General features: G+C 38.8%; 26 protein-coding genes. 14 read left to right on the top strand and 12 right to left on the bottom strand.

Annotated features, from left to right (window positions below):
• Positions 1-40 precede the first annotated feature (40 nt).
• The 14 genes from rpsF to EHQ47_RS16315 all read left to right on the top strand — a co-directional run bounded on the left by rpsF (position 41) and on the right by EHQ47_RS16315 (position 13,698).
• Positions 41-316: a 30S ribosomal protein S6 gene (gene rpsF, locus EHQ47_RS16380; RefSeq protein ID WP_135568766.1), complete on the top strand. Its 276-nt coding sequence runs from the start codon at positions 41-43 to the stop codon at positions 314-316.
• Positions 309-749: a single-stranded DNA-binding protein gene (locus EHQ47_RS16375; RefSeq protein ID WP_135693773.1), complete on the top strand. Its 441-nt coding sequence runs from the start codon at positions 309-311 to the stop codon at positions 747-749. Before rpsF ends, EHQ47_RS16375 begins: the two co-directional genes overlap by 8 nt.
• A gap of 72 nt (positions 750-821) precedes the next feature.
• Positions 822-1,106 carry a 30S ribosomal protein S18 gene (rpsR, locus tag EHQ47_RS16370; protein WP_012389070.1) on the top strand — a complete coding sequence of 95 codons (285 nt, stop codon included), beginning with the start codon at positions 822-824 and terminating at the stop codon, positions 1,104-1,106.
• Positions 1,107-1,115: 9 nt separating this feature from the next.
• Positions 1,116-1,562, top strand: a complete 447-nt coding sequence (gene rplI, locus EHQ47_RS16365; RefSeq protein WP_135777595.1) for a 50S ribosomal protein L9 — start codon at positions 1,116-1,118, stop codon at positions 1,560-1,562.
• Positions 1,563-1,583: 21 nt separating this feature from the next.
• A complete protein-coding gene (gene dnaB, locus EHQ47_RS16360) occupies positions 1,584-2,927 on the top strand; it encodes a replicative DNA helicase (RefSeq protein ID WP_100790890.1) in 1,344 nt (447 codons plus the stop codon).
• Positions 2,928-2,939: 12 nt separating this feature from the next.
• On the top strand, positions 2,940-4,745 hold the full coding sequence (aspS, locus tag EHQ47_RS16355) for an aspartate--tRNA ligase (RefSeq protein ID WP_135777594.1): 1,806 nt from the start codon (positions 2,940-2,942) through the stop codon (positions 4,743-4,745).
• A gap of 1 nt (position 4,746) precedes the next feature.
• Entirely contained in the window at positions 4,747-5,754 is a 1,008-nt protein-coding gene (locus EHQ47_RS16350) for a PhoH family protein (RefSeq protein ID WP_100719498.1), read from the top strand.
• Positions 5,751-8,117, top strand: a complete 2,367-nt coding sequence (locus EHQ47_RS16345; protein WP_135777593.1) for an HD family phosphohydrolase — start codon at positions 5,751-5,753, stop codon at positions 8,115-8,117. The genes EHQ47_RS16350 and EHQ47_RS16345 overlap by 4 nt, the downstream gene beginning before the upstream one ends.
• The gene (gene ybeY, locus EHQ47_RS16340) at positions 8,114-8,581 is read left to right on the top strand and encodes an rRNA maturation RNase YbeY (RefSeq protein ID WP_135777592.1); all 468 of its coding nucleotides are present in this window, start codon (positions 8,114-8,116) and stop codon (positions 8,579-8,581) included. The genes EHQ47_RS16345 and ybeY overlap by 4 nt, the downstream gene beginning before the upstream one ends.
• Positions 8,582-9,331: a DNA repair protein RecO gene (gene recO, locus EHQ47_RS16335; RefSeq protein WP_135748787.1), complete on the top strand. Its 750-nt coding sequence runs from the start codon at positions 8,582-8,584 to the stop codon at positions 9,329-9,331. It begins immediately after the preceding gene.
• Positions 9,328-9,582, top strand: coding sequence for a hypothetical protein (locus tag EHQ47_RS16330; RefSeq protein ID WP_208727451.1), 255 nt, complete (start codon positions 9,328-9,330; stop codon positions 9,580-9,582). Before recO ends, EHQ47_RS16330 begins: the two co-directional genes overlap by 4 nt.
• 2 nt (positions 9,583-9,584) lie before the next feature.
• Positions 9,585-11,363, top strand: a complete 1,779-nt coding sequence (argS, locus tag EHQ47_RS16325) for an arginine--tRNA ligase (protein WP_135748786.1) — start codon at positions 9,585-9,587, stop codon at positions 11,361-11,363.
• Between the two features lie 9 nt (positions 11,364-11,372).
• The gene (locus tag EHQ47_RS16320) at positions 11,373-12,629 is read left to right on the top strand and encodes a nicotinamide-nucleotide amidohydrolase family protein (RefSeq protein WP_135777591.1); all 1,257 of its coding nucleotides are present in this window, start codon (positions 11,373-11,375) and stop codon (positions 12,627-12,629) included.
• 1 nt (position 12,630) lies between these two features.
• Positions 12,631-13,698 carry a hypothetical protein gene (locus EHQ47_RS16315; RefSeq protein ID WP_135748784.1) on the top strand — a complete coding sequence of 356 codons (1,068 nt, stop codon included), beginning with the start codon at positions 12,631-12,633 and terminating at the stop codon, positions 13,696-13,698.
• Between the two features lie 62 nt (positions 13,699-13,760).
• Here the strand turns inward: EHQ47_RS16315 and EHQ47_RS16310 are convergent, their stop codons facing one another.
• From EHQ47_RS16310 to EHQ47_RS16255, 12 genes are all read right to left on the bottom strand, one after another.
• Positions 13,761-14,789 (bottom strand): response regulator transcription factor, encoded by a 1,029-nt coding sequence (locus EHQ47_RS16310; protein WP_135777590.1) that lies wholly within the window; start codon positions 14,787-14,789, stop codon positions 13,761-13,763.
• Positions 14,786-15,931 carry an LIC_12097 family sensor histidine kinase gene (locus tag EHQ47_RS16305; protein WP_135777589.1) on the bottom strand — a complete coding sequence of 382 codons (1,146 nt, stop codon included), beginning with the start codon at positions 15,929-15,931 and terminating at the stop codon, positions 14,786-14,788. Before EHQ47_RS16305 ends, EHQ47_RS16310 begins: the two co-directional genes overlap by 4 nt.
• Before the next feature lie 2 nt (positions 15,932-15,933).
• Positions 15,934-16,602, bottom strand: a complete 669-nt coding sequence (locus tag EHQ47_RS16300) for an LIC_12096 family protein (protein ID WP_135777588.1) — start codon at positions 16,600-16,602, stop codon at positions 15,934-15,936.
• A complete protein-coding gene (secG, locus tag EHQ47_RS16295; RefSeq protein WP_002974121.1) occupies positions 16,562-16,894 on the bottom strand; it encodes a preprotein translocase subunit SecG in 333 nt (110 codons plus the stop codon). Before secG ends, EHQ47_RS16300 begins: the two co-directional genes overlap by 41 nt.
• 9 nt (positions 16,895-16,903) lie before the next feature.
• Positions 16,904-17,653 (bottom strand): triose-phosphate isomerase, encoded by a 750-nt coding sequence (tpiA, locus tag EHQ47_RS16290; protein WP_135748781.1) that lies wholly within the window; start codon positions 17,651-17,653, stop codon positions 16,904-16,906.
• A 1-nt stretch (position 17,654) separates the two neighbouring features.
• Positions 17,655-18,845, bottom strand: a complete 1,191-nt coding sequence (locus tag EHQ47_RS16285; RefSeq protein WP_135777587.1) for a phosphoglycerate kinase — start codon at positions 18,843-18,845, stop codon at positions 17,655-17,657.
• A 1-nt stretch (position 18,846) separates the two neighbouring features.
• Positions 18,847-19,854 carry a type I glyceraldehyde-3-phosphate dehydrogenase gene (gap, locus tag EHQ47_RS16280; RefSeq protein WP_135748779.1) on the bottom strand — a complete coding sequence of 336 codons (1,008 nt, stop codon included), beginning with the start codon at positions 19,852-19,854 and terminating at the stop codon, positions 18,847-18,849.
• A 291-nt stretch (positions 19,855-20,145) separates the two neighbouring features.
• Complete coding sequence (locus EHQ47_RS16275; protein WP_135777586.1) at positions 20,146-20,658, bottom strand: GDYXXLXY domain-containing protein; 513 nt, start codon at positions 20,656-20,658, stop codon at positions 20,146-20,148.
• Positions 20,655-21,593 carry a DUF4401 domain-containing protein gene (locus EHQ47_RS16270; RefSeq protein WP_135777585.1) on the bottom strand — a complete coding sequence of 313 codons (939 nt, stop codon included), beginning with the start codon at positions 21,591-21,593 and terminating at the stop codon, positions 20,655-20,657. Before EHQ47_RS16270 ends, EHQ47_RS16275 begins: the two co-directional genes overlap by 4 nt.
• On the bottom strand, positions 21,590-22,516 hold the full coding sequence (locus tag EHQ47_RS16265; protein WP_135777584.1) for a DUF2157 domain-containing protein: 927 nt from the start codon (positions 22,514-22,516) through the stop codon (positions 21,590-21,592). The genes EHQ47_RS16270 and EHQ47_RS16265 overlap by 4 nt, the downstream gene beginning before the upstream one ends.
• Positions 22,494-23,024: a signal peptidase I gene (gene lepB, locus EHQ47_RS16260; RefSeq protein WP_135777583.1), complete on the bottom strand. Its 531-nt coding sequence runs from the start codon at positions 23,022-23,024 to the stop codon at positions 22,494-22,496. The genes EHQ47_RS16265 and lepB overlap by 23 nt, the downstream gene beginning before the upstream one ends.
• Complete coding sequence (locus EHQ47_RS16255) at positions 23,017-25,521, bottom strand: methyl-accepting chemotaxis protein (protein ID WP_135748774.1); 2,505 nt, start codon at positions 25,519-25,521, stop codon at positions 23,017-23,019. Before EHQ47_RS16255 ends, lepB begins: the two co-directional genes overlap by 8 nt.
• Between the last annotated feature and the right edge of the window lie 8 nt (positions 25,522-25,529).

Below are 25,529 nucleotides of genomic sequence, written 5' to 3'. Positions count from 1 at the left end.
CCTACAAGTGTTTCTATGTAGGTATACCCATAGGAGAAATATGAGAAACTACGAAATCACGAATATTCTTCGTGAAGGTAATGTAGAAGAGACGAAGTCTGCAGTCAAAGACTTACTCTCCAAATACAACTTCACGATCCAAGGCGAAGAGGATTGGGGTTCTAAAAGACTCTGGCATCCGGTTGGACAAGACGAACAAGGTCACTTTACGTTGATCAAGTGTTCTGGCGCCCCACAAGAAGTAGCAAAGATTGAACATGAGTTTAAACTCAATGCAAACATCTTAAAAACCCTAGTAATCAGGGCCAATGGCTAACGATCTTAACAAAGTACTTATAATCGGTCGAATGACCCGTGATCCGGAATTTAAGTCGGTGAACGGAAGTTCTGTTGTCAATTTTTCAATTGCGAATAACAGAGTTTATGTGACTAACGGTGAAAAGAAAGAGGAAACTCATTATTTTGACTGTGTGGCATGGGGCCGACTCGCTGACATATTAAAACAATATGCCGGCAAAGGAAAACAAGTAGCGATTGAAGGTCGACTGCAACAACAGTCCTGGGAAACTCCTGAAGGCAAAAAAGCCTCTAAAATCCGTGTTTATGTTGAATCCGCACAATTACTGGGCGGCCAAGGACAGGGTGGTGGATCAGGTGGAGACCGTTCTGACAGTTCCAATTCTTATGATTCCGGCGTAAGTAATGGTTATGATGATTATCCAGCCGGTGATGACGACATTCCTTTTTGATAGGTTATGACAATGAGCGAAACGACAAATATTGATGATACAAGAACAGATTCCCGCGAGAGTATGGACGGGATGGAAGACGACGAAAAAGGCGGTTTCCGTGGTAAAGACGGAGAAGGCAAATTCGGTCGTAAAAACGCAAAATATAAAAAGAAAGTATGTAAGTTCTGCGCTGACAAAGCCCTACTTGCAGGTCTTGATTACAAACGAGTAGACATTCTAGAAAGATTTGTTACCAACCGCGGTAAAATCATTCCAAGAAGAATCACTGGAACTTGTGGCAAACACCAAAGAGCCCTTGCTCGTGAAATCAGAAAATCCAGATCTATCGGTTTACTACCGTTTAAAGTTCTGTAGGAGTAACGGATGAAAGTTGTATTACAAAAAGACGTATTAAATCTTGGTGATGCTGGTGATGTGAAAGAAGTTGCTGATGGTTATGCACGTAACTTCCTCATTCCTAGAAGATTTGCTGTCCGTGCCAATGATGGAAACACAAAAGCGGCAGTCCACCAAAAGAGACTTGCAGAACTGAAACGTGACAAACGCGTAAAAGTGATGAAAGAACTCTCTGCTTCGATTGATGGTAAAACATACGAAGTCAAAGTGAAAGTGGGCGAAAACGACAAACTTTTTGGTTCTGTTACAGCGAACGACATTGCACTAGCAATTAAAAACACTGGAGTAGAACTCGACAAACGTAAGTTAGATTTAGGTGAGCCAATTAAATCAGTAGGCGAATTCAAAATCAAAGTTCGTTTGGCTGAAGGTGTTGTACCTCAAATCGTAGTTAAAGTCGTCGGCCAAGCATAGTCTTACACTAAAGCTTTTTCGATGAATTCTAACCCCCTTCAGGAGATAGAGTCTGAGAAGAATTTAATCGGTTACCTACTCATGAGAGGGGTAGCCGGGCAGGAAGACTTAGGTCTAAGCCCGGACGACTTCTATATGGACAGCCACAGGCGAGTCTTTGAAGCCGTTACCGATCTCATTAATGAAGGGATCAATATCGACCTAGTTACGGTCACAAACCAAATGCGAGAAAAACGTCTTTTTAAAGACGAATCTCGCGACTTGGAATACATCACTTCTCTATACAAAGATACAGTTCCTTTCCAGCCGCTTGAATATTATGTGCGGCGTGTGAAACGTGTTTCGGACAGACGTAAGTATGTCGAAGCATTAAACCAAGCCATTGACAAAGTTAAAATTGAACCTGGTGAAAACGATTCTGTATTCAGTCTCGTAGAACAGTCGCTAATGGATATTTCTCGCCAAGAGAGATCCAAAGGTTTACGAAAAGTAAAAGATGATGCCAATGCCCTTATTGATTACATTAAAAATGTAGTTGCTGCCAGCCAAAATGGAACCGGTGGAATCAACGGATTAAAAACCCATTTTACTGGTCTTGATATGGCAACCACAGGTCTTAAGTCACACGAACTTATGATCCTTGCAGCCCGTCCAGGAAATGGAAAAACTACTTTTGCTTTGAATATCGCTGCCAATGCCGCTTTGAAAGAACGTAAAACGGTTGTTATTTTCTCGTTAGAGATGAGCCGGATCGAGTTACTACTCAAACTCATCAGTGCGGATGCAAGGATTGATTCCTATGCCTTAAAAGCAGGAACTCTGACTTCGGCACAGATGACGCAATTAAAAGACAGTATTGGAAATATCACTTCGGCTAGTCTTTACATTGATGATTCTGGGTATTTGACCATTCAGGAATTTTCGGCAAGACTCCGACAACTTCGTACGACAGAAGAAGTTGGTCTTGTGATTGTGGATTATTTGCAGCTAATGAGTGATCCCAAAGCCGCTATGGGGGGAAGGCAACAAGAGGTTGCTAACATTTCCAGGGGACTCAAACAAATGGCAAGGGAAGTAGGTTGTCCTATCATCGCATTGTCACAGATGAACCGTTCCATTGAAAACCGCTCCAAAGACCAAAGGCCACAACTTTCCGACTTACGGGAGTCAGGTGCCATTGAGCAGGATGCGGACATCGTATGTTTTATATATCGGGAAGAAATGGTGAAACCTCCCGAAGAGCTTGACCCAAACAAAAGGGGAATGGCTGAAATCATTATCGCCAAAAACAGAGCGGGTGCTACGGCCGATTTTCCATTGATGTTCAATCCGAAGATCAGCCGTTTCGACAACGTTCCATTATAAAGAGGTTTTCCATTGAATCAGTGGGTCAGTTCCGAATACAAAAATAGAATTAGCGCAACAAGTGTCTCCGATGCCTCTGTTGGTAAAACTTTATTCCTTTCCGGTTGGGCTTTTCGTTACCGCGACCAAGGGGGAGTGATCTTTATCGATCTTCGGGATCGTTCGGGAATTTTGCAAATTGTAGCCCGTAAAGAAATTTTGGGTGATGACTTCTCCAAAGTAGAAAAAATTCGTTCCGAGTTTGTGATTGCAGTCAAAGGAAAACTTTCTCTTCGTGATGCCGAATCGGTAAATCCAAAAATGGAAACCGGTAAATACGAACTGATTGCAGAATCAGTAGAAATTTTAAATACATCCAAAACTCCTCCGTTTACTTTAGATGAGTTTGATCCATCTGGAGAAGAGATTCGGTTAAAGTATCGTTATCTGGATATGCGTCGTGAAGAACTTCGTGACCGATTGGTTTTGCGTCACAAACTAACATTTGCTCTGCGGGAGTACTTGGATAGTAAATCCTTTTTGGAAATTGAAACTCCGATTTTAAATAAATCCACACCGGAAGGAGCACGTGATTTCCTTGTTCCTTCTCGTTTGAATGCCGGTGAGTTTTATGCTCTCCCGCAGTCCCCACAACTTTTTAAACAGATCCTAATGATTGGGGGAATGGAGCGGTACTTCCAAATCGTAAAATGTTTTCGAGATGAAGACTTACGTGCTGACAGACAACCGGAATTCACGCAGCTCGATATGGAGTTTTCTTTTGTAACAGAAGAAGACATCCGTTCTGAAATTGAAGCTATGTGGGCCTTTGCTTTAAAGAAAGTTTTTAATTTAGAAGTCAGTGCCCCTTTTGCAACCATGCCTTATCACGTGGCAATGGAAGAGTATGGTTCTGACAAACCAGACATTCGATTTGGAATGAAACTAGTCAATGTATCCGAGATTGTCAAAGATGCAGACTTCCAAGTTTTTAGTGCTGCTGTTTCTGGCGGCGGAGTAGTCAAAGCCATCTGTGTTCCTGGTGGTTCTGTGATTTCTAGAAAAGAAATCGAAGACTTAACTTCTTGGTTATCACGTGACTTCCGAGCCAAAGGACTTGCGTATATGAAACACGGTGCCAATGGACTTGAGTCCACCATCACCAAACGATTCACACCAGAAGCACTTGCTGCCATTGCCAAAGCGGTTGGTTCGAAAGAAGGGGATATGGTATTTTTTGGTGCCGACTCCTCTAAAATTGTGAATGCCTCTCTTGGTGCCCTTCGTCTGAAATTATCGGAAAAATATGATCCACCTAAGGTTCCTTATAGTTTCCATTGGGTTGTGGACTTTCCAATGTTTGAACTGGATGAAACCACAAAAACTTGGACCTTCCTCCACCATCCCTTCACTTCTCCCAAAGAAGAAGACTTTGATAAACTAAGAGATTGGAAGGCTGGGAAAGAAGTTGACCTTTCTTCCATTGGTGCTAAAGCTTATGATCTAGTTCTCAATGGTACAGAAATTGGTGGTGGTTCCATCCGGATTCACAACCCAGAAATCCAAAGCCTAGTTTTGGAAGCCATTGGAATTGGGGAAGAAGATGCAAAATCTAAATTTGGATTTTTACTGGATGCACTTTCCTTTGGGGCGCCACCTCATGGGGGAATTGCCTTTGGAGTGGATCGGATTATGATGTTACTCACTGGGGGAACATCCATTCGTGATGTCATTGCCTTCCCAAAAACTCAGAAAGGAACCTGTATGATGAGTGAAGCACCAGGTCCTGTTGAGGCAAAACAACTTGAAGAATTAAAACTCAGGGTAGTCACTATTTAATATGGATGAAAGTTTTACATTTCAGGAAGAATCCCTTTACCAAACGGTATGTGGGATTGGAGACAGCAAACTACCGTTATGGGAAAGTCGCCTCAATGTAAAACTCATCCCCAGAGGAAAATCTCTCATCATCCAAGGAAGTGAGGACCAAGTCCAAGTAGCCTTGGATACTTTCCATAAAGTGGAAGAGAATTTCAAACGTAGACCTGACAAAGCCGATTATTCTTTTTTTGATATCGATTACTTAGTAAATAAGGTAAAAGATTCCAGTGGTGGTTGGCCGACTCCTGGTTCCTCTGACTTCCAAAAGGAAGGGGAAACTTGGACTCCCCGGGACAAAATCTTTGTCACCTTCAAAGGAAAACCCATCTTTCCTCGCACTAAAAACCAAGAAAGTTTTGTCGATAGCCTTCATAAAAATTACATCACCATTGCTATGGGTCCTGCCGGAACTGGAAAAACTTTTTTATCCATTGCCACAGCTTGTCGTATGATGCAAACGGGAGAAGTGGATCGGCTCATCCTCACAAGGCCTGCTGTGGAAGCAGGTGAAAACTTAGGTTTTTTACCTGGAGACTTAACACAAAAAGTAAATCCATACCTTCGTCCCATTTATGATGCGTTACACGAATGTATAGGTTTTGAAAAAACAAGTGAATACTTACAAGTGGGGAAAATTGAAATTGCTCCCATTGCCTTTATGAGAGGAAGGACACTTTCTCATTCTTTTATCATTTTGGATGAAGCACAAAACTGCACACTACCACAGTTGAAAATGTTTCTCACAAGATTTGGTAAAAATTCCAAAATGGCAATCTCTGGGGATGCCACACAAATCGACTTGGCCCACGGACGTTCAGGCCTTGAAAAAACAGTGTATACTTTACGAAATCTAAATGGGATCGAAACAATTTTCTTTGGAAGAGAAGACATCACACGCCACCCCATCGTCGAATCTATAGTAAGACGTTTTGAAGAAAACGAAAGTCTCTTTTCGAAAAAACCATGAAAGCCATCTTAGATACTTCCATGACCCGGCTTACAGACTTTCTCACGAGAGTAAGGCCAGTTTCTGTAGTTCGAAACATTCAAATCATCCTTGTTTTTCTTACATTACTGTTTGTGACCTATGTACTTTCGATTCCTTTTTTTGGACAAACAAGTGTCAATACAGATCCTGATGGAATGTTTTCAGAAGGAAAAATTGCTCCGGAAACCATCCAGTCGGTCAAAGAATTTTCTTACGAAGACACTGAAAAAACAAACCTGGAAAAACAGAAAGCAGCGGCGAGTGTCCCTTATGCGTTTGATAAAGATTTCGGAATTTTGGTGACAGGCATTGACACCAATCTTTCTGAAGATGTGGAGCTCCTTCGTGCGATTCTTGCAGAAGGAAAAGCAACACCTGGTTTAGTCAAGGATCGAATTCCTAGATGGAGAAACAGGACCAATGAAGAGATCCAAGCTATCCTAGATTATCCAAGAAAAGATAAGTTAAAAAGTTTTCTCCAACAATATACCAACTTAATTTTTTCTAAGTATTGTATCGTGAAAGAAGACCTTCCGTTTTCGAAAGATTTGGATAAAGCTGGAGCCAAAATTCGTAACATTGGAACCCAAGACCAAACTTCTATCATTGATGGAAATTTGGTAATTCCAAGATCTCAAATTTATAAAGAAGGACCTGTTGCTTCCGTATTATCAAAGTTAGCTTCTGAAAAATTGCCAAATGTTTCTGATTCTCTACTGAAAGCAGTGTCCCGGATTGGACTTTATTATGTGTATTCTTATCCAGCCTGTAATTACAATCCAGAAGAAACAGAAAATGCTAGGATGCGGGCTACCAATGCTATTCCAATTCAGAAAAGCCGAATCCAAGCCAATGAAGTAGTTGTGCGTTCAGGAGATGTGATCACTCCAGAAGTAAAAATCAAATTGGATATGATGAATCGTTATGCCACTCGGGCAAACTTAGCATCGATTGTATCTATTTTTTTAACTCAATGTGTGTTGATTGTGATAGTTGGGTTCTATTTGATTCGGTACCGCCCAAACCGATTGAATGATCTTTCAAGTAATCTTATCATCTTCTTTACACTTTGGATTGTGATCGCATCTATTTATCTACTTTCAAAAGTTTTTTATGCAACTGACAGTGATTTGTCGGGAGTTTATTATTTTGGAATGTTTGTTCCTGTGGGGATGCTTTGTTTGCTTCTTGGGTTTGTTTATGATGAACAACTCTCTATATCCATAGGTTTTTTTCTGGCCTTTGCTGTATTTTTTGCCTCTAGATACAATCCGACATCGTTTATGTTGGCCTTTACCGTAGCCGTCATGAGTTCCATTTATGGAAGGAGACTTCTCAAACGAATCGATTTTTTGAAAGCAGGGTTTTTACTTACCTTTGTCCAAATTCTTGTGACAACTGCCGGTTATTTGTTTGATGGAAGGGAGTTTTATGTAACGACCGGAGTCGGTTTTTTTCGCGACCTAACAAATTCCAATCTCTTCCGTATTACAGTTATGTGTTTTGTGAATGGTTTTGCCAGTGCAACTGCAGTTCAGTTTTTACTTCCAATGTATGAATATGTTTTTAATATTCCAACACGTTTTAAATTGATTGAACTGGCCGATACTGGCCATCCATTGTTGCAACAGTTATTAACCAAAGCCCCTTCCACTTATACTCATACCTTTATGGTGGCCGCTTTGTCTGAACGAGCTGCCCAAAATTTAAATTTGGACCGCCTGCTTGTGCGTGTGGGTGTTTATTTTCATGATATTGGAAAGATCCCCAATGCGGGTTTTTTTGTGGAAAACCAACATTTGATCCCAAAACCAGAACATATTGATAAAAACAATCCTTCCCTTGCTGCCAAAACTGTCATCGATCACGTGTTAGATGGGATTGAAATGGCAAAAAAAGCAAGACTTCCGAGAGAAATTATAAGTTTTATCCCGGAACACCACGGCACATCCACTATGGCATTTTTTTACCACAAGGCATTGCAGGAAATCTCACCTTCTGCTAGAAAAAATATCAATAAAAAAGATTTTCAATACCCAGGACCTAAACCTCAAAGTAAAGAAACAGCTATTGTGATGATTGCTGATTCTTTGGAAGCCGCCTCACGTTCGCTCGACGAAGTGTCGCCTGAAAGTTTAGATGAACTCATTCGTAAAATTGTAAATTCAAAACTTGCCGAAAACCAACTGGATGAAAGCGGTTTGACCATTGGTGATTTAGAGGTGATAAAATCTAGTTTTAAGGAAGTATTACTTTCTAGTTTGCACCAAAGACCAAAATACCCCAAACCGGAAGACACAAAAGCTTTGGAATCTGCTGGCTCTAAAAAAACTAAAAAATGAATTCCTCTTTAAAAGTTTTGACCCATTGGAATGACCAATGTGAGTCGAATACAGAAATTTTATCGGATCTTGTTTTAGTAAATTGTGAATTGATTTTAAAACATATAAGTCCAAGTTTTTTACAAGTTTTAGAACTAGAGATTTTACTTGTAGATGATCCAGTGATGAAAGAAATTAATTTAGAAAGAAGGGGACTAAACAAAACAACAGATGTTTTGTCCTTTCCTCTCTATTCAGAATCTCCACCCATTCCTTTCCAGATTTTAGGCGAAGTTGTGATTTCAATGGATACTTGTCGCAGACAGGCAAAAGAAATCGGTCATTCAATCATTGATGAGTTTTATCGCCTTCTGGTGCATGGAATTTTGCATTTATTTGGTTATGATCATGAAACAGGTGAAGAAGATGCCATCCGGATGCGTGCCAAAGAAGATGAATGTTTGGAATTGGTGTTTGAACGTTAAATGGCCATTCGCAAAGAGAGAGGAATTGTCATCCAGAGTCGAGATATTGGAGATAGCGACAGGCTCATTAGTTTAGCAGGTGAATCACAAAGTAGAATGAATTTCCTGAGCAAAGGAATTCGTAAATCCAAACGTCGTGCCATCATTACAACGGAGCTTGGTTCTCTTGTGGAACTTGATTATTATGATCAAGCGGAAAAAGATTGGAAATCCATCAAAGAAATTCATCTGGTAAAACGTTATGATGAATTGAAGTCGGATTATTTGGGTACACTTTTTGTTTTATATGTAACAGAACTTACTTCGCTCATTTATCCGGAAGGGGAAAACCATCCCTTCCTTTTCCAACTGCTTTCTGGTAGTTTAGAAACCTCGAATGAACAAGGATTTCAAAAACAAATCCTTCCTTTTTTTAAACTACGAGCCCTTTCCCATATGGGCCATTTCCCTACCGAATTCTATTGCCATACTTGTGGGGAAGAGGTCCTTACCAAATCGGCAGCTTATTTTGCGGTCGCTGAGCGTGAATTTTTATGTTCAGATTGCCATCCTATCCCTAAAGATCATTTGCCTGTTTTGAAACTATTTCATACTATGTTATCAAAGAAATTTTCGAATGTATTAGGAATCTTTCCAAAAGAAACGGAATACCGAGATGGGGATTTAATTTTGAATCAATTTCTCCGGTCACTTTTCGGAAAGGAATTAAAATCCTACTTCGAGTTTTACAAGTCAATAGGGTATTTATGAATTCGATTACAAAGACAGTTTTACTCTGTATGACCCTTTCCGTTTTTTTTGCTTTGTTCCAACTCCTACTCAAAGGAGAAAACTTCAGAAAAGATAAAAAGAACAATTTAACAAAAGAACAATCTGAACCTTTTTTGGCAACACTACGGGAAGAAAAGGAAAGTATCCCTCATTTTATTTCCAGATTCAAAGCCAAAAGTTTTGAGCTCTGGCAAAATTCTGACAAATTAAAAATGGAAATTAAATTTTAGAAATGAATGTGAATCAATTATTAAAACAACTTGTACTTTCTCAGTTAGAGAAGGCAGTCGATATCTATTTAGAAAAAAATAACCTTAGCTCCGTTAAAGAAAACTTAAAAATTCGTATTGAATATTCTAGAGATGAAAAGTTCGGAGATTATTCTTCTCCTTTTGCTTTAGAAAACAAAAATATATTAAATAAAAATCCCAAAGAAATTGCGGAAGCGGTTTTGGCGGAGATTCAAAATCATTCTTTTTTTGAGTTTGTTAGCTTTTCCCCACCGGGTTTTATTAATTTTCGAATCCAAACAAAGTTTTTGAATGAGTATGTAAAATCTGTTATGTTTCCATCCGTGGTATTTGCAGAGACTCCTAAAAAAGAAAAGATCTTACTTGAATTTGTTTCTGCCAATCCAACAGGACCTATGAATATTGTTTCGGCCAGGTCAGCCGCGTATGGAGATGCCTTGGCAAATTTACTAACAAGTCTTGGTCATACCGTCAAACGAGAGTTCTATGTGAATGATTATGGAAATCAGGTGTATTTACTTGGTGTTGCGGTTTTACTAAGAATATTTGAATCCAAGGGAGAACCAATTCAATTCCAAGAAGAAGAATCTCAGGATTCGGTTATAGATCTTGTCAAAAAAAGAATTCTTCCCAAAGAAAGTTACCGTGGCGAATACATCAAAGACATTGCCATCCAATGTTTGGAAGATGCATCGAGGACAAAATTTATATTTGATTCTGTATCAGCAGAAAAATGGGATGAGGTGATTGATTTCCTTTCTCGTTATGCGGTAGAATACAATTTGAGCCGCCAAAAAGAAGATTTGTCACTCTTTGGTGTGAACTTTGATTTATTCTTTAGCGAACGTAGCCTTCATGAAGTTGGGGATGTAGAAAAGGTTCCTACTATCTTAAAAAAAGAAGATGTTACCACGATTGATGGAAAACTTCATTTCCTTTCTACTCTTTATGGAGATGATAAAGACCGTGTGATTCGAAGAGAAGATGGAAGACCCACTTACTTGATGGCAGACATCGCTTATCATTATAATAAATTCACACGAGGATTTGATACATTAATTGATATTTGGGGGCCGGACCATTATGGATACATCGCTCGTTTGAAAGGTGCGGTGAAATCCTTTGGGAAAGCAGATGAGAGTTTCCGAGTTCTCATTGCCCAACAAGTCAACTTAATCGAAAACAAAGAAAAGGTAAAAATGAGCAAACGTTTGGGAATTTTCCAAACCATGCGCGATCTTTTATCTTATTTAGGAAAACAAGGTAGGGATGTAGGACGTTATTTCTTTTTAATGAGAAGTTCCGATGCTCCCCTTGATTTTGATTTGGATTTAGCAAAAGACGAATCTGATAAAAACCCTGTGTTTTATATCCAATACGCTCATGCAAGGATTTGTTCCATTTTTCGTGAATTACAAGTGCCAATGGATCTTAAACTTCTACAATCTGGCATATCAGCTGAGTTTTTAAAACAAGAGGAACGAACTCGTCTTCTTTTTTGGGTGGCAAGATTACAAGAAGAAGTATATGACACTGCTACAAGTTTTGAACCCCACAGACTTACTAACTATTTACAATCTTTGAGTAAGTCTTTTACAAAGTTTTATTCGCAAAAAGACAATAGGATCAAAGATAAAACTGGAAACGAAAGAGACACCCTCCTTGCACTTGTGCTTTACACGAAGTTTGCTTTAGAAAGTGGACTAAAACTTCTTGGTATTTCTGCACCTGAGAAGATGTCAAAAGAAGACACTGAGTAGTAACAAAAGATGGAATCACCCTATATTGTCATTATTGCAACGGGATCTGAGATTACTGCCGGCAGAAGTTTAGATACAAATTCTGGTTGGATGGCAAACCAGTTATTTGAACTGGGTTGGAAAGTAAAAAAGTTTATCGCACTACCAGATGACCCAGAACTCATTTTATCGGAACTGCAAAACTTAAAAGAACTAAGTAAAACAAAACCAGTACTTGCTTTAATGACAGGGGGACTTGGACCAACAGAAGATGATTATACTTTAGAAACTGTTTTGAAGTTAAGTGGAAAAAAAACATATTCAGTGGAAAAAGCAAAGATTCGTTTAACGCGTGTATATGAATCTAGAGGAAAACAATATAGCGATATCCTTCCTACCGTTCTTCGCCAAACTCATGTTCCTGAAGATTGTAAAATTTTAGACAATAATGTTGGAATTGCCGTCGGGTTTGTTGAACCCATTGGTGCAGATTCTTACTTAGTATGTATGCCTGGGGTTCCTTCTGAAATGAAGGAAATGTTTACAAGAAGGTTTACACCGGAACTAAAAAGATTATACCCTCGAGAGAATTTAGTCCAAAAAACAAAATGGTTGTGGAACATTGGTGAATCCCTCTACCAAAAAGATTTTGTAGAAAAGAACAGAGAAAATTTGTTTTCAGGTGTGGAATGGGGAGTTACCGCCAATAGAGGGTATATCAAATGTATCTTCCAGTCGAATGATTCCGAAAAATTAGAAAGAATTGTGAGTGAGTTAGAAAAACAATATCCTAAAATCATTTCAGACGATGTTTTTTCCTATGTTCATGAAGAACTCATTGCCAACCAGCTGACAATCGCCGTGGGAGAGAGTTGTACAGGCGGGCTCCTTGGTAAAAAATTGACCGATCAGCCAGGTTCCAGTTCTTATTTTGTGGGTGGATTTTTGACTTACTCCAATGAGATGAAAGAATCCCAACTTGGTGTTTCCCATGAAATTTTGAACCAGTTTGGAGCGGTCAGTATGGAAACTGCCAGTTCTATGGTGAACGGAATCTTTGAAAAAACGAAAGCAGACTATTGTATCTCCATTACCGGTATCGCAGGACCCGATGGTGGAACCGATGCAAAACCTGTGGGAACAGTATGGATTGGATTAAAAACACCAGATGGTTCGGTTCAAACTCATTCCTATATCTTTCCTGGAAATAGGGAAGGGGTTCGAGAAAACGCAAGTAACACAGCTCTATTTTTATTATACCAGTCTCTCAAACAAAGGAACATATAACATGTGGCAGACGATTGTTTATTCAATTGGTTTTTTTCTTTTATTCTTTTTTAGTTGGGACGTGGATTTAAATTTAGTCCCTAACATTCGAGAGACTTGGGTTTGGAATAGTGAAGGTAGATTTGGTACCACTTCCCCAAAAATAGGAGAAGATCCATTCAAAACAATCAATGGATATAAAACTGGAGGAAGGTATTATTCATTTAAAACAGGTAAATTTCCTGAAATGGATCCAAAGTATTTGGTCGACTTCCCATTGTTATCAAATGGTTATCTGTTATATGAAAAAATTGGAGATGAGGTAAACTTTTTCTCTGATTCAGGGGAACTCTTTTGGAAAAAGCCAATTAATTCTTATCCCAGGAGTGGATACTTCGCATCTCCCGTTTTGTATTTGTCGGGAGATAACAATACAGTTTTCCTTATGGATGAAAGTGGAAACCGAGTCGGTAAATCAGAGTTAAACGGAAGGTTCCTAACTGACTATCAATTTGATTCTAAAAACAAAGGTGTGATTGTTTTATTTTCAGGTGGGGAAATTTATCGTTTAGATGAAAAAGGAAATACTCTGTTTGAAAAAGAACTTTCAAAGGAGAAAAAAGATTCTTTTTTTAAATCGGTGGCGCTTTCTCCTAATGGAAAATTTACAGCCATCCATTATTCTTTGTTAGATAAAGATTTTGTGGAAGTTTTGGATGAAGTTGGAGACACAGTGGATGAGTTTCCTCTTTCTAAGTTTTATCCTCATAAACTCTATTTTGCGATAGGTAACGACGGATCGATTGTTTTTAACTTTCCTGATAGTTTGTCTTTTTATAGAGATGGTGAATTGGTTTGGGAAAAGACCAAAACAAAGTCAGGTGGAGTGTACCAATCTATTTTTGCCACTGATTCTGTTTATATGGCATTATCCGAATCCGAAATCCAATTTTACAATACTAAGGGAAACTTGATCCGATCCAAAAAGATGCCACCGACTGAATTGCCGATAAGGTTTTTTCCGGGAAAAACAAACTCTACTTTTTATCTGCAATCGAAATCGGATTTGATGCAATTCCAAATCTTTTAGGATTGAATCTTCAGATTTTAAGTATTCGTTTCAAAAGTTTTGGTGATTTCAAAACAATTCGATTAAGATTCTGAATCCAAATTTGTTTTTTTGGATGGATCCACTTCGTAGATGGAAAGAGATTTGAATCCTGTCCTTCCTTCTCTATTGATCATCGCAATGGTTTCTGTACAGACACCGGGTTCAATATTAAAGATAAGTTGGTCGGATATTTCTCTGCAAATATAAAGTCCCCGACCGTGACTATCTTCCAGCCCTTTTGGAAACCCTGTGGATTCATCAATGCTAATATGGCGATCAAGTCTGTGCAGAATTTCTTCTTTTTTTAGTGATCCAAATTGATCACGAACCACAATAAAAATGGTGCTTTCCGTTGCACCATAACCAATTAAAAAATAATCATCTGGCATCAGTTGGATATTGTCAAGGGGGACAACCATATCATGGCTTGGGATTTCAAATTGGTATTTGTATTCCCCTTCATGTGTCCGTGGTGCTCTGATCATTGCATTGGAAGTGAGTTCCTCTAGCACTTGTTGAATGGCTTTTGGAGCTCCCAATTGGATTAAGTTTTTGGAGATTTTTCCGCAAAGAATGGAGCGGTCTTGATCCGATTTGATTTGTTTGTAAATGATTCCGTTGTTTGGGGCTTCTTCGAATTCATTGTTTATGTTTTGGCTATAAACTTTAAAGTCTCCCGTGAAATACTTTTCAATTCCAAAGATGTCGTTTGAAAGAAGTTTTTTTACCATTACTTCGATTAGGTGGATGTCTAAAAAACTATATTTTGGGATGATGTTCCAGATATGAAGGTCTTTGGCAAATTTAATATATTCATTAATATTGTATGCTGTCATAAGCGCATACAATATATGCGGAAATTCTTTTTGGATGAGTTTCACTAAATCAATTCCAGACTTTCCTGGGAGACGGATATCCGTAATGGTTAAATCTATTTTTTCGTTTGTTAAATACCAAACAGCTTCTTCAAAATGTTCCGCACCAAAAACATTAAATTTGGTGCTAAGTAAATCCATAATGGCTTCTCGAATGGAATGGATGTCTTCCACAATTAAAATGGATTGTTTCATGGATTTTGCTCCGTGATATCGTTTGTGAGAGGGAAGGAAATCGTAAAACGTGTTTTTTGTTCACTAGATTTTACGGATATATTCCCGTCATGTTCTTTGACTATGGAGTGACAAATTGATAAACCAAGTCCCGTTCCCGTTCCCGATTTATTGCTAGTAAAAAATGGATCAAATATTTTTTGGATGATTGAATCCGGGATTCCTCCTGCGTTATCTTCCACTATGATATGTAACCAGTTTTTTGTTTTTCTGATTTCTATTGAGATTTCGCCTGGTCGATAGTCAAAGGCTTGGAGTGAGTTCCTAAATAAATTCATAAACAAACGTTCCATTTTTCCTGGATGGAATGGAAACTGATAGTCATGGTCGCAAGAGATTCGCCAAACAATGTTTTTACTTAAATGGGGATACAAACGAATCACTGTATCTTTGGCACGGTTGATGGTTTCGACAATATCTCCCAGTGTGACTTTTACTTTATCCGTTTTCGCAAAAGAAATGATATCGGAAACAATGATGGCAGCCCGGGATACATCGTTTTTAATCATATCTAAACGTTTTTCAATTTGTTCTGGTGGTTGGTTTTGCCAATTTGCTTTTAAGTTTTGGAGAGTAAGACTAATTCCTGTTAGTGGGTTGTTTAACTCGTGAGCGATTCCAGAAATCAAAATTCCAAGAGAAGCAAGGTTACGCATCCGAAACGACTCTTCTTCTTTGTCTCTTTGTTTGGTCACATCTGAAATTTTTTCAACCATCCAAAAAAGATCTTCTTGTTTGGGGTAGGGGTAAAATTCCAAAAGCAGAGTTTGTTTTTTATCTTCCGAACGAAAAAAAATCTCACGAGTGATGGGAGTCGAGTAGGTCTGATTTTTTTCTTTTGACTTTACATTGATTTTTGGGCAATAAGGACAAATGTCTGTTCTTTGGTACAAAACTTCGTAACATTTACGATCAAGTAGTTCATCGTATTTGTTGTTTTTGGCAAAGAGGATGGTCGCAAGATTGGCTCTTTGGATTTGGAAATCGGAATCGATTAGCACCAGAGGATCTTGTACTACATCATAAATCGCTTCAAGTTCGCGTGCTTTTTCCGCAACTTTTTCAACTGAGGATGTATCTTTGTTTTGTGAATTTTCAGGCAAAACTAATACCCTAAAGACTGATTTAGTTGTTTGAACATTGACTTTTGGTTTTTATTTCCACCTGTTTTTTGTAAGGCGGATATGGATGCCAATTGGCTATGAAAATCCAAAAGGAATTTGATATAAAAATCTTTTTTGAAATCGTTTCTTTCTTGTTTGATATCATCATTACGAAGGGAAGAAAGTGGGAAACTGTCGGTTCCATCCAGGCCAGAAAAACTAATCACCATATCGTTTAAGGAAGTGTCAAGAGGTGAGGTATCAGTTATTTTTGTTTTTGTTTTTTGTTCAATTTCGGTGTCTTCTGTGACTACTTGTACTTCCACTTTTGAGAGAACAGATCCATTGAATTCTAGGAGGATCGATTTTTCTTCCGAATGTTTGATTCGATTTTTGTTTTGGGGGTCTGGGTCAACTTTGTATTTTCGAATGCGTAGCCCTGTTCTGTTGGGATAAGTTCCAATAAAACTAATGGTTGTATTTGCTGGAAGTGATGTGAGTTTTTCGTAAGACAACAACTCCCTAGCTTTAGCGATTTCTCGGTAAAGGCTAAGGATTTCCTTGTCTAAACGATTTTCTTTTTCAGAAATGTCAGACTCTGCAAAAAGGCTGACATTCAGTGAGAAAAAACTAAGGAGTAGTAGGAGCCGGTACTTCGGAAGGTGTTCCATCAGTTTCTACCGGAGCTTCTAAACTTGGTTCTACATCGGGAACCAACACTTCGTCTTTTTTTGCAAAAACAAAAGATAGGGCCAAAGAAAGAACGATGAATAGAATGGCTGCCACTCTTGTTGTTTTTGTCATTACATCAGCAGTGGATGCCCCAAAGACAGATTGGCTCGCTGTAGATCCGCCAAGCATTCCAGCGCTTCCGCCTTTTCCTGTTTGGATCATCACAAGAAGGATGAGAAAGAGTGAAAGTAGAATAAAAAGTGTGAGGATGGTTCCTGCAAAAAATCCCATAATGTTTCCTTATTTTAAAAGTCCTAAAAATGAATCTAATTTTTGACTGGCTCCTCCCACGAGGCCACCGTCAATATTTGGTTTGGCGAGAAGTTCTTTGATATTGTCCGGTTTTACGGAACCACCATAAAGAATTTGAATGTTCTCAGCGATTGAACCCGCTCCTACGAACAAATTCCCAATCTCTTTGCGGATAAAGGCATGTGCTTCTTCTGCTTCTACAGGAGTGGCTACCTTTCCTGTTCCAATCGCCCAAACCGGTTCATAAGCGATCACCAGTTTAGAGAAGAGGTCACTGGTAATGTCTTTCAGACCTTTTTTAATTTGGTCTTCTAACACAGAGAAGGTGTTTCCTTTTTCTCTTTCCGCCCAGGTTTCTCCAACACAATAAACAACACGGAGACCTGCTTTTAAAAAGAATAATATCTTCTGGTTGTCAAACTCGGAAGTTTCTCCGAGGAATTGGCGTCTTTCGGAGTGACCCACAAGTACCGTCTGGATTCCGATTTCTTTCAGTTGGGTAGGGGAAATTTCTCCTGTCATCGCGGTGAGTCCTGATTGGTAAGCATTCTGTGCACCTACAATCAGTTTCGATCCTTTGGTTAGGGAAGATACAGTTTCCAAATGCAAAGCACTTGGGAAAACCATGACTTCGTAGGAAGAGGAGTTAGTTGCGGAAACCAAACCTTTGGTGATGGCCGAAGCTTCCGCCAAGGTTAAATTCATTTTCCAGTTTCCTGCAATGATCTTCTTTCTCATCTTATTTTCCTTCCTTAGGGAGTAAACATTCCACACCAGGGAGTGTGCGTCCTTCTAAAAATTCTAAGGAAGCACCACCACCAGTGGAAATATGAGTGATTTTGTCTGCCACACCCGCTTTGTTCACGGCAGCGATGGAATCACCTCCGCCGACAACGGTTTTGGCTTTGGATTTACTAATGGCTTTGGCAATCTCAATGGTTCCTTTTGAGAATTTGTCCATCTCAAACACACCCATCGGTCCATTCCAAAGAATGGTTTTGGCTTCTTTGATGGCTTTGATGTAATTATCGATGGTTTTTGGACCAATGTCCATTCCCATCCATCCATCCAAAATTCCCATTTTATCAACAGACTTGGTTTTGGCATTGGGATCAAAATGATCGGCAATGATATGGTCTACCGGAATTTGGAGGTCTACCCCTTGGATTCCGGCTCTGTCAATCAGTTGGAAGGCTTGGGACTCAAAGTCTGGTTCCACAAGGGACTTACCCACAGGAACGGCTCTGGATTTGAGGAAGGTATAAGCCATCCCCCCACCGATGAGGAGGTGGTCTACCTTTTCGAGAAGGTTCTTTAAAATAGCAAATTTAGAACTCACCTTGGATCCACCCACAATCGCCACAAAAGGACGTTCTGGTTTGGCAAGAAGGCCACTTAAGACTTCAATTTCTTTACGCATCAAAAGTCCTGCAAACGCCGGGAGCAAGTGGGCCACACCTTCTGTGGAGGCATGCGCACGGTGTGCGGTTCCAAAAGCATCGTTGACATAGACATCCGCTAATTTGGCCAGTTCCTTACAGAAACCAGCCTCATTTTCCTCTTCTTCCTTATGGAAACGAAGGTTTTCTAAAAGGAGGATTTCGCCTTCCCCAAGTTCATTCGACATTTTGACCACGTTTGCGCCAATCACAGAGTCAGAAAAACTGACTTTGGTTTTGACGAGTGTAGTAAGCACATCAAACACAGGTTTCATGGAGTACTTTGCCTCAGGGCCACCTTTCGGGCGACCTAAGTGACTTCCCAGAATGATCTTTGCCCCTTTGGAGATGAGTAACTCCAAAGTGGGAAGGGTTTTTTCGATCCGAGTTTTGTCCGTGGCTTTTCCGTTTTCCACAGGGACATTGAAGTCCACACGAACAAAGACTCGTTTTCCTTTTAGATTTTGTTCTTCAAGAAGAGGTAATTTCATCTTAGCCTTTTTTTGCCATGTAACGTACGAGATCTAACACTCGGTTAGAGTATCCCATTTCATTGTCATACCAAGAAACAAGTTTGAAAAAAGTGGAGCTAAGTTCAATACAAGCATCGGCATCAAAGATAGAAGAACGAATGTCTCCCAGGAAGTCGTTAGAAACTACCATATCTTCCGTGTAACCAAGGATTCCTTTCATGGAACCTTCACTTGCTTCTTTCATTTTCTTTTTGATTTCTGCAAGTGTTGTTGGTTTTTCTGTGCGAACCGTTAAGTCCACAACTGAAACATCCGGTGTCGGAACTCGGAAACTCATACCAGTGAGTTTTCCGTTCACTTCTGGGATACAAAGTCCTACCGCTTTCGCAGCACCAGTTGATGCAGGGATGATGTTTTGCGCAGCCCCACGACCACCACGGAAGTCCTTTTTAGAAGGTCCGTCAACGGTTGGTTGGGTTGCAGTCATCGCGTGGATGGTAGTCATGAGTCCTTCTACGATTCCAAAGTTGTCAAGAACCACTTTTGTGATCGGAGCTAGACAGTTTGTTGTACAAGATGCGTTAGAGACCACATTGTCTTTTGCAGAATCATATTTTTCATGGTTTACACCCATTACAAAAGTAGGGATGTCTTTGTCTTTTGCAGGAGCAGAGATAACTACTTTTTTGGCACCAGCTTTGATGTGTTTTTCAGCACCCACTCGGTCAGTGAAAAGACCAGTAGATTCGATCACAAAGTCCACTCCTAGTTCTTTCCATGGGAGTTTTTCTGGATCTCTTTCCGAGAAAGTTTTTACTTTTTTGCCATCGATAATGATTTCGTTGTCTGTGTGAGAAACTTCACCGTCGAATCGACCGTGAGTAGAGTCATATTTGAAAAGATAAGAAAGGTTGTCTGGCGTGACAAGGTCGTTGATTGCGACAAATTCTAAATTGGGATCTTTGATTCCGGATCGAAGTACAAGTCGTCCAATGCGACCAAAACCATTGATTGCGATTTTTACCATGAGTTTCTCCTAAAAGGCTCGTATCGAGAGATGAAACGATTTTTTAATTACAGAATTTCGGATTCGGGGTCTCTGTCACTCATTTTAAGGGTAGAAGGTGCGGATATGCCATAAGAAATTCCCTTTTTCCTTGGGTTTTCCGCTTGCATCCAAACAAATACAATCGCCTCGGGTAGGACGTACTCACCAGGGAAGGTGCGGTCCCGTTTGCAAACGAAGGTGTCTCAAAGCCACTTCCTGAGTCAGCTAAAGGGACAAACCTGGTTTTTTAGTTTTTACTGTTTTTGGGATTTAGTTCTTTATTTTGGAACCTAACTTTTGTTTGTTTTTGTCAAACAACCCGATTAGGAGTTTATCTCCATTGTTCTCAGTTTCCAAAAAACGAATGCCCGCAAATTTTGCTTCCGAACCGAGAGAAGTATCACCTTCTTGGAAAAAATACGATTCGGGTCCGATCTTCAATTGAAACGCACTCCGATAATACTTTAAACAATGTTCGCCGAAAGACAGGTTGGTAAAGTCCTTCTGCAAACGAATGGGGACTAACTCCTCTTTTTGAATTCGAAATACCAGACAGCCACGTTTGGGAGTATCTGCGTTTTCTTCCGTTTCCAAAATCTGCCAGTCATAGTTTAAGATCATATAATCACCTTGGAAAAGAGACCTTGGATCTTTGGGAACTAAGGGTAAAAAGACAAGCCTTCCTGTTTTTCGAATTTTTTCTTTTTCCCATATAGAGTATGTAAAAAATCCAGTGAAAACTAAAAAGTTCAGGAAGAGTAAAACTAACCAGTTGGGTTTCATTTTCTTTTTCCCATTGGTGAAAATCTTAAAAATAAATAAGCCACAAAAAATAACAAAGAAGAGCCTATCATCAGCTTTGCTTTTTCCAAGAGAGTGGTTTCTAAATCGTAATAGAATCCAAAATAGAAGAGAAAGAAGGTCACCCAAGCCAGATAGAATAAAAAGGAATACCCTCTTGCAAATCCCAAAAGGAAAAGAAAAGAGGAGGTGATGATCCCTGGTGTTTGGATCGTTGGGATAAAAATCAAAGTATAGAAAATAAAAAACAGTAAAAAGGAAAAATTACTAATTTTAGGAACAAGTTCTTTGTATAATAAATAACTTCCCGCTAACAATAAAACGACGGACTGAGATTTGGAAACCCAAGGGATTTCTTTTAGTTCTGGGAAAAATGAAAAACCTACCAATAAAAGTAAGGAAATGCCGAGTGAGTGGGGAAGGTGATGAAACGGTTCGGGTGCATTTTTTGGCAGGCTAAAATATAACAACAAACACAAACAAACAGTGGTAAGGAGTGGGAAAAAATAGAGTAACTGATATTCGAAAAGTAAAACACTGGCAAAGACAAAGATAAGGATTGGAGAAAAAAATCTTTGGATGGGATTGGATACAAAGAAAAAGAAAATCAGTTGAAAACAAAGGATCGACCAAAGAAAAGATGTATCTTTTGGTTGAAAGGTTTTCTGTACTCCAAAAAGAAATAAACAAAATCCTTGGTTTAAAAAAGAAAATAAAACTGGGCCTAATGTTTCTCGTTTTGAATTGTTAAAAACAAAAGAGACAACCGAAACCAAAATCATCAGAAACAAACCTAAATACAAATCGACTTCGTAGTTATTTAATAATCCAAGTACAAGTAAACAAAGTAGGAAAAAACCACCAGCAAGTAGGGACCCTAAAAAACTCAAAATCTCTATATATACATAAGATTTCAAAAGATTCTCTCTTCGGTATCAATTGTCTTTCGCAATTGTTTTAGGTGAAACACAGCCCAAACGGTATAAATGGTGATCAAAAGGGCAAAGAGCAAAAAATTAACCGCAGAACCATAAGCCCAAATTCCAAATATATCTGCAGATTTCAAAAGGACTTGGCCTAACCCAAAGAGTAAAATCAAACTTAAATTTAAGTGCCGAAATCGAAACCACCGGTAATACACATAAAGGAATCCATAAAAAAGGAGAGGGAAAAAAATCTGGAAAAATCCATAAGTTAAAGTAGAAGTGAATTCGGAATGAATTCTAAATAAGTTCCAATGGATTAAATTCAAAAAACCAAGTGCAAAAAATATGCTTAAGGTTGATAAAAAGGATTTTGTTTTTTCCGAATAAAACTCTGTGTTTTGCCAATCAAGTATGGTGCCTAGAAAACCAAAGAAAACTGCTGCGGAAGCGAATAGAAAGTGATTTTCTTTTTCTGTTGTGACTTGAATTGAATACAAGTAAACAGTGGATGATAGTAGGACCATCCAGAATCCGGCCACCACACCAGAACGGGAAATCGGAACCAAAAGAAAGGTAAAAACTGTCCAACCCAAAAAAAGATCATAAACATCAGCCCCCATTTGGTAAATTTGGCCAAACACAAGTAAGGCGGATCCTGTTAGGAAAAATAGAATGGTGAGCCCAATTTCATAAAGAAATTCTTTTTTACGGATAAAAAAAGGAATCAGATAAAATACAAAATTTAGGAAATAAATGATTCCTAGTTTTGTGAAGTGATCTAGTAGGTTCCAGTTGAATGCAACTAGGAAAAATATTCCAGAAACTAGAAGGGAAGACCCTATAATGAGTAGAGAGGATTCAAAAAAATGAATCCAATCTTCTAAATCTTTTTTACCATAAGGTAGCAATGACATGGCTTTCTTGGATGACACCCAATGTTCTGGAATCCACTCCGAGTTCGCGATTGTCAGCAAGTAGGAAAAAAGATTTTTCGGGAACTGTCACTTTTGGCATATCATCCGATTCTGTTTTTCCAGGAGGGATCATCGGGATATCGTTTGATGAGGATTCTGGAAAACTTGTCGGATCGAGTAGAGTGCCATTGCGAAATACCATTCGTTTTTGGACATAGATGGTATCCCCCGGTTTTCCAACGATCCTTGCGATGAGAACCGAGTCCGGGTCAAGAGGAGAGTGGACAAGAACCACATCCCCAATCCCCAATTGTTTGGCACGAAACCATCGATTAAAATAAGCAGTGGATCCATTTTTTAACGTAGGTTCCATAAACTGGTTTTGAATGTGGACGGGCGTGATTACATAGTATTTAAAGACAACGGCAGCGACGAGGCCTACAACAAGAGGAATGGCAAATGCAAGTAGTCTTGTTTTGAAAGGAACTTTGTTTTTTGATTTAGACATGGAAGTAGTTGATCTCTCTTCTGAGGCTTTCGGATAGTTGGTTCATGGTTTGGGAACTAGATTTTGTTCCTTCACTCGACATTGCTGTGGTTTGTGCATGGTTATTGATTTCTGCCATCGATCTGGAAATTTCAAGCATAGCCATTTTTTGTTCATCAGTGGCTTCTTTGATCATTTCCGAAAGTTCACGAATTTGTGTGACACCTTCGTTGACTTCTTCGTTGGTTTCAATTTGTTTTCTAACAACAGAACGAATTTCTTTTGTCATTTGATTGATCGAGTTTACACCTGAAATAGTTTCACTTAAAATCACAATGGACTGGTCGATTTTTTCCTGACCTTGTTTGATCTCACCTTCATTCTGTTTGATGAGCTCTTCGATATCATCAATGGACTTCGCTGTTTTGTCTGCAAGTTTGGAAATTTCATCTGCAACCACGGCAAATCCTCTGCCACTCACTCCGGCTCTAGCTGCTTCAATGGCGGCGTTTAATGCAAGTAAGTTGATTTGTTCTGAGATATTATGAATGATTTCAACGACATTTGTCATTTCCGAAGAAGACTGATAAATTTTGTCCATTGAAAGTTTCATTTCTCCCAAAGACTTTTCTCCTAACTTGGCGTCGTTTGTGATTTCTTCTACTCGTACATCAGCAACTTGGAATTTTTTATCAATTTCAGATACAGCATGATTGAGTTCTGTCATTTTTTTCATAAGCGAAACTAAGGTAAAAGATTGAGTTTCTGTTCTTTGTGCTACACTTTCAATACCCGCTGTAATTTCTTCTACTGAGGCAGAAATTTCTTCGCTACTTGCTGCTTGGTTTTGTGCTGCATCCGATAAAGACAACATGGATTCGTAAATATCGGAACTTGTGTTTGTGAGTTCATTGGAAACTGTTTGGGTTTGGTTTACGATTTGACGTAGTTTTGTTTGGAAGTCAAACATCGCATTGGCCATACTTCCGATTTCATCTCGGCTGGAGTCATAAAAATCGGATTGTAAATTTCCTTTTACCATTTCTGCAATTCTTACTCTAATTCTTTCTAATGGTTTGAGTTTGGATTCAATCACAACGACAGTGATAAATCCAATCAGGAGTAAAACGATAATTGAAATTCCAAGTGTTGTAAATAAACTGGTGAGAGTTTTTTCATAAAGTTCTGAATTTTCAAAAATGCAGTAGATGATATAATTAAATTCTGGATTTTTTACATAAAAAATCCGTTTGAGAGTTCCGTCTTCCGTGGAATCAATAAATCCAAGAGCATCTTCTTTTTGAAAAGGTGTATCGAAAACTAACTTTGATTTTGCGTTGTTCCCAATTTCTTTTTTGTTTGTATAATATACAATGGTTCCATCTCCATCGAAAAAACCAACCTTTCCTGAAGATCCAATTTTAATATTACCTAAAATAAAACTAGAGAGTTTTCCAATATTTAAAAAACCCCCAACATAACCTAAAAATTGATCATTTTGGTAAACAGGAAGGGTATAAGGTGAAACGATGTCACCAGAAATTTTGGAACGAATGCTTGTATGTCTGAGTGGCCCTTGTTTTGCTAGGTCCACATCTTCAATAAAAAATATGGTACCAGTTTTGGAACGATCGTATTCATTTGTTGAAACAAAAATTCCTTCGTCAGGTTTGTAAAAGAAGAGGGCTTCCACTGCATGGTTTGTACTTTTTAATTGGATTTCGTTGAGAACCGAACGAACCCCCTGTAAATCTTTACGAACAATTTGGTCTTTTAGTTTGTTTTCAGCAAATATAGAAAGAGTCAACCTGTCACGAAAGTCAACAAGGGTCACACGCATGAGTGTTTCTGAATCCATCACTGATTGTTCCATACTGGAATGTACCAAGTCTAACTCTTGTTTAAAATTCATCCGGTAATTGATGATAAACAAAACAAGGATAGCCGCAAGAAAAGAGAGGACAGTTTGGAAACCTAAATTGCGGGAAAGTTTTCTTGTATTGATGCTTTTATGGTGGTCTAGTCGAATCGAAAGTAGAATTCCTTTGGTATTGAATTTATTTTCTACATAATCAATAAAAATGGATTGGAAGATGACTGTGAAGGCTAAGGTCAAACAAAGGCCAATTCCCATTTCGCTCATGAGGACAAAGTTTTTGGAATGTTGGTAGAAGTATAAAGATCCAAGGACAAATAAAAATCCAATCGCATAGCGAATGATGACATCGATCATGGCCACTTGGGCCAAATGATCCAACCAAAAATAGGCCTTAATTTGATCTCGTTTGGTACATTCGGGTTTTCCAATTCGACTTACGGAAGCAAACCGAATCCAGTAGAAACTGACACAGAAAATAATGATAAAAAATACAGAAATGGATGTAGAAATTAGAATAATTTGAAATTCTTCTCCTGACCATTCTGTAAAAAAGTAAATATAAGCAAGGAGAGTGGGGAAGCCGATTCCGTAATTAAAACCTTCTAGACCAAAAATTATAAATTTGATCAATTTACGCATATCCATAC

It is taken from the genome of Leptospira bourretii (genome assembly GCF_004770145.1).
GTDB classification, from domain to species: domain Bacteria; phylum Spirochaetota; class Leptospiria; order Leptospirales; family Leptospiraceae; genus Leptospira_A; species Leptospira_A bourretii.
The sequence above is the reverse complement of the archived record's forward strand: the minus strand, read 5'-3'. Positions and strand labels throughout refer to the sequence as shown.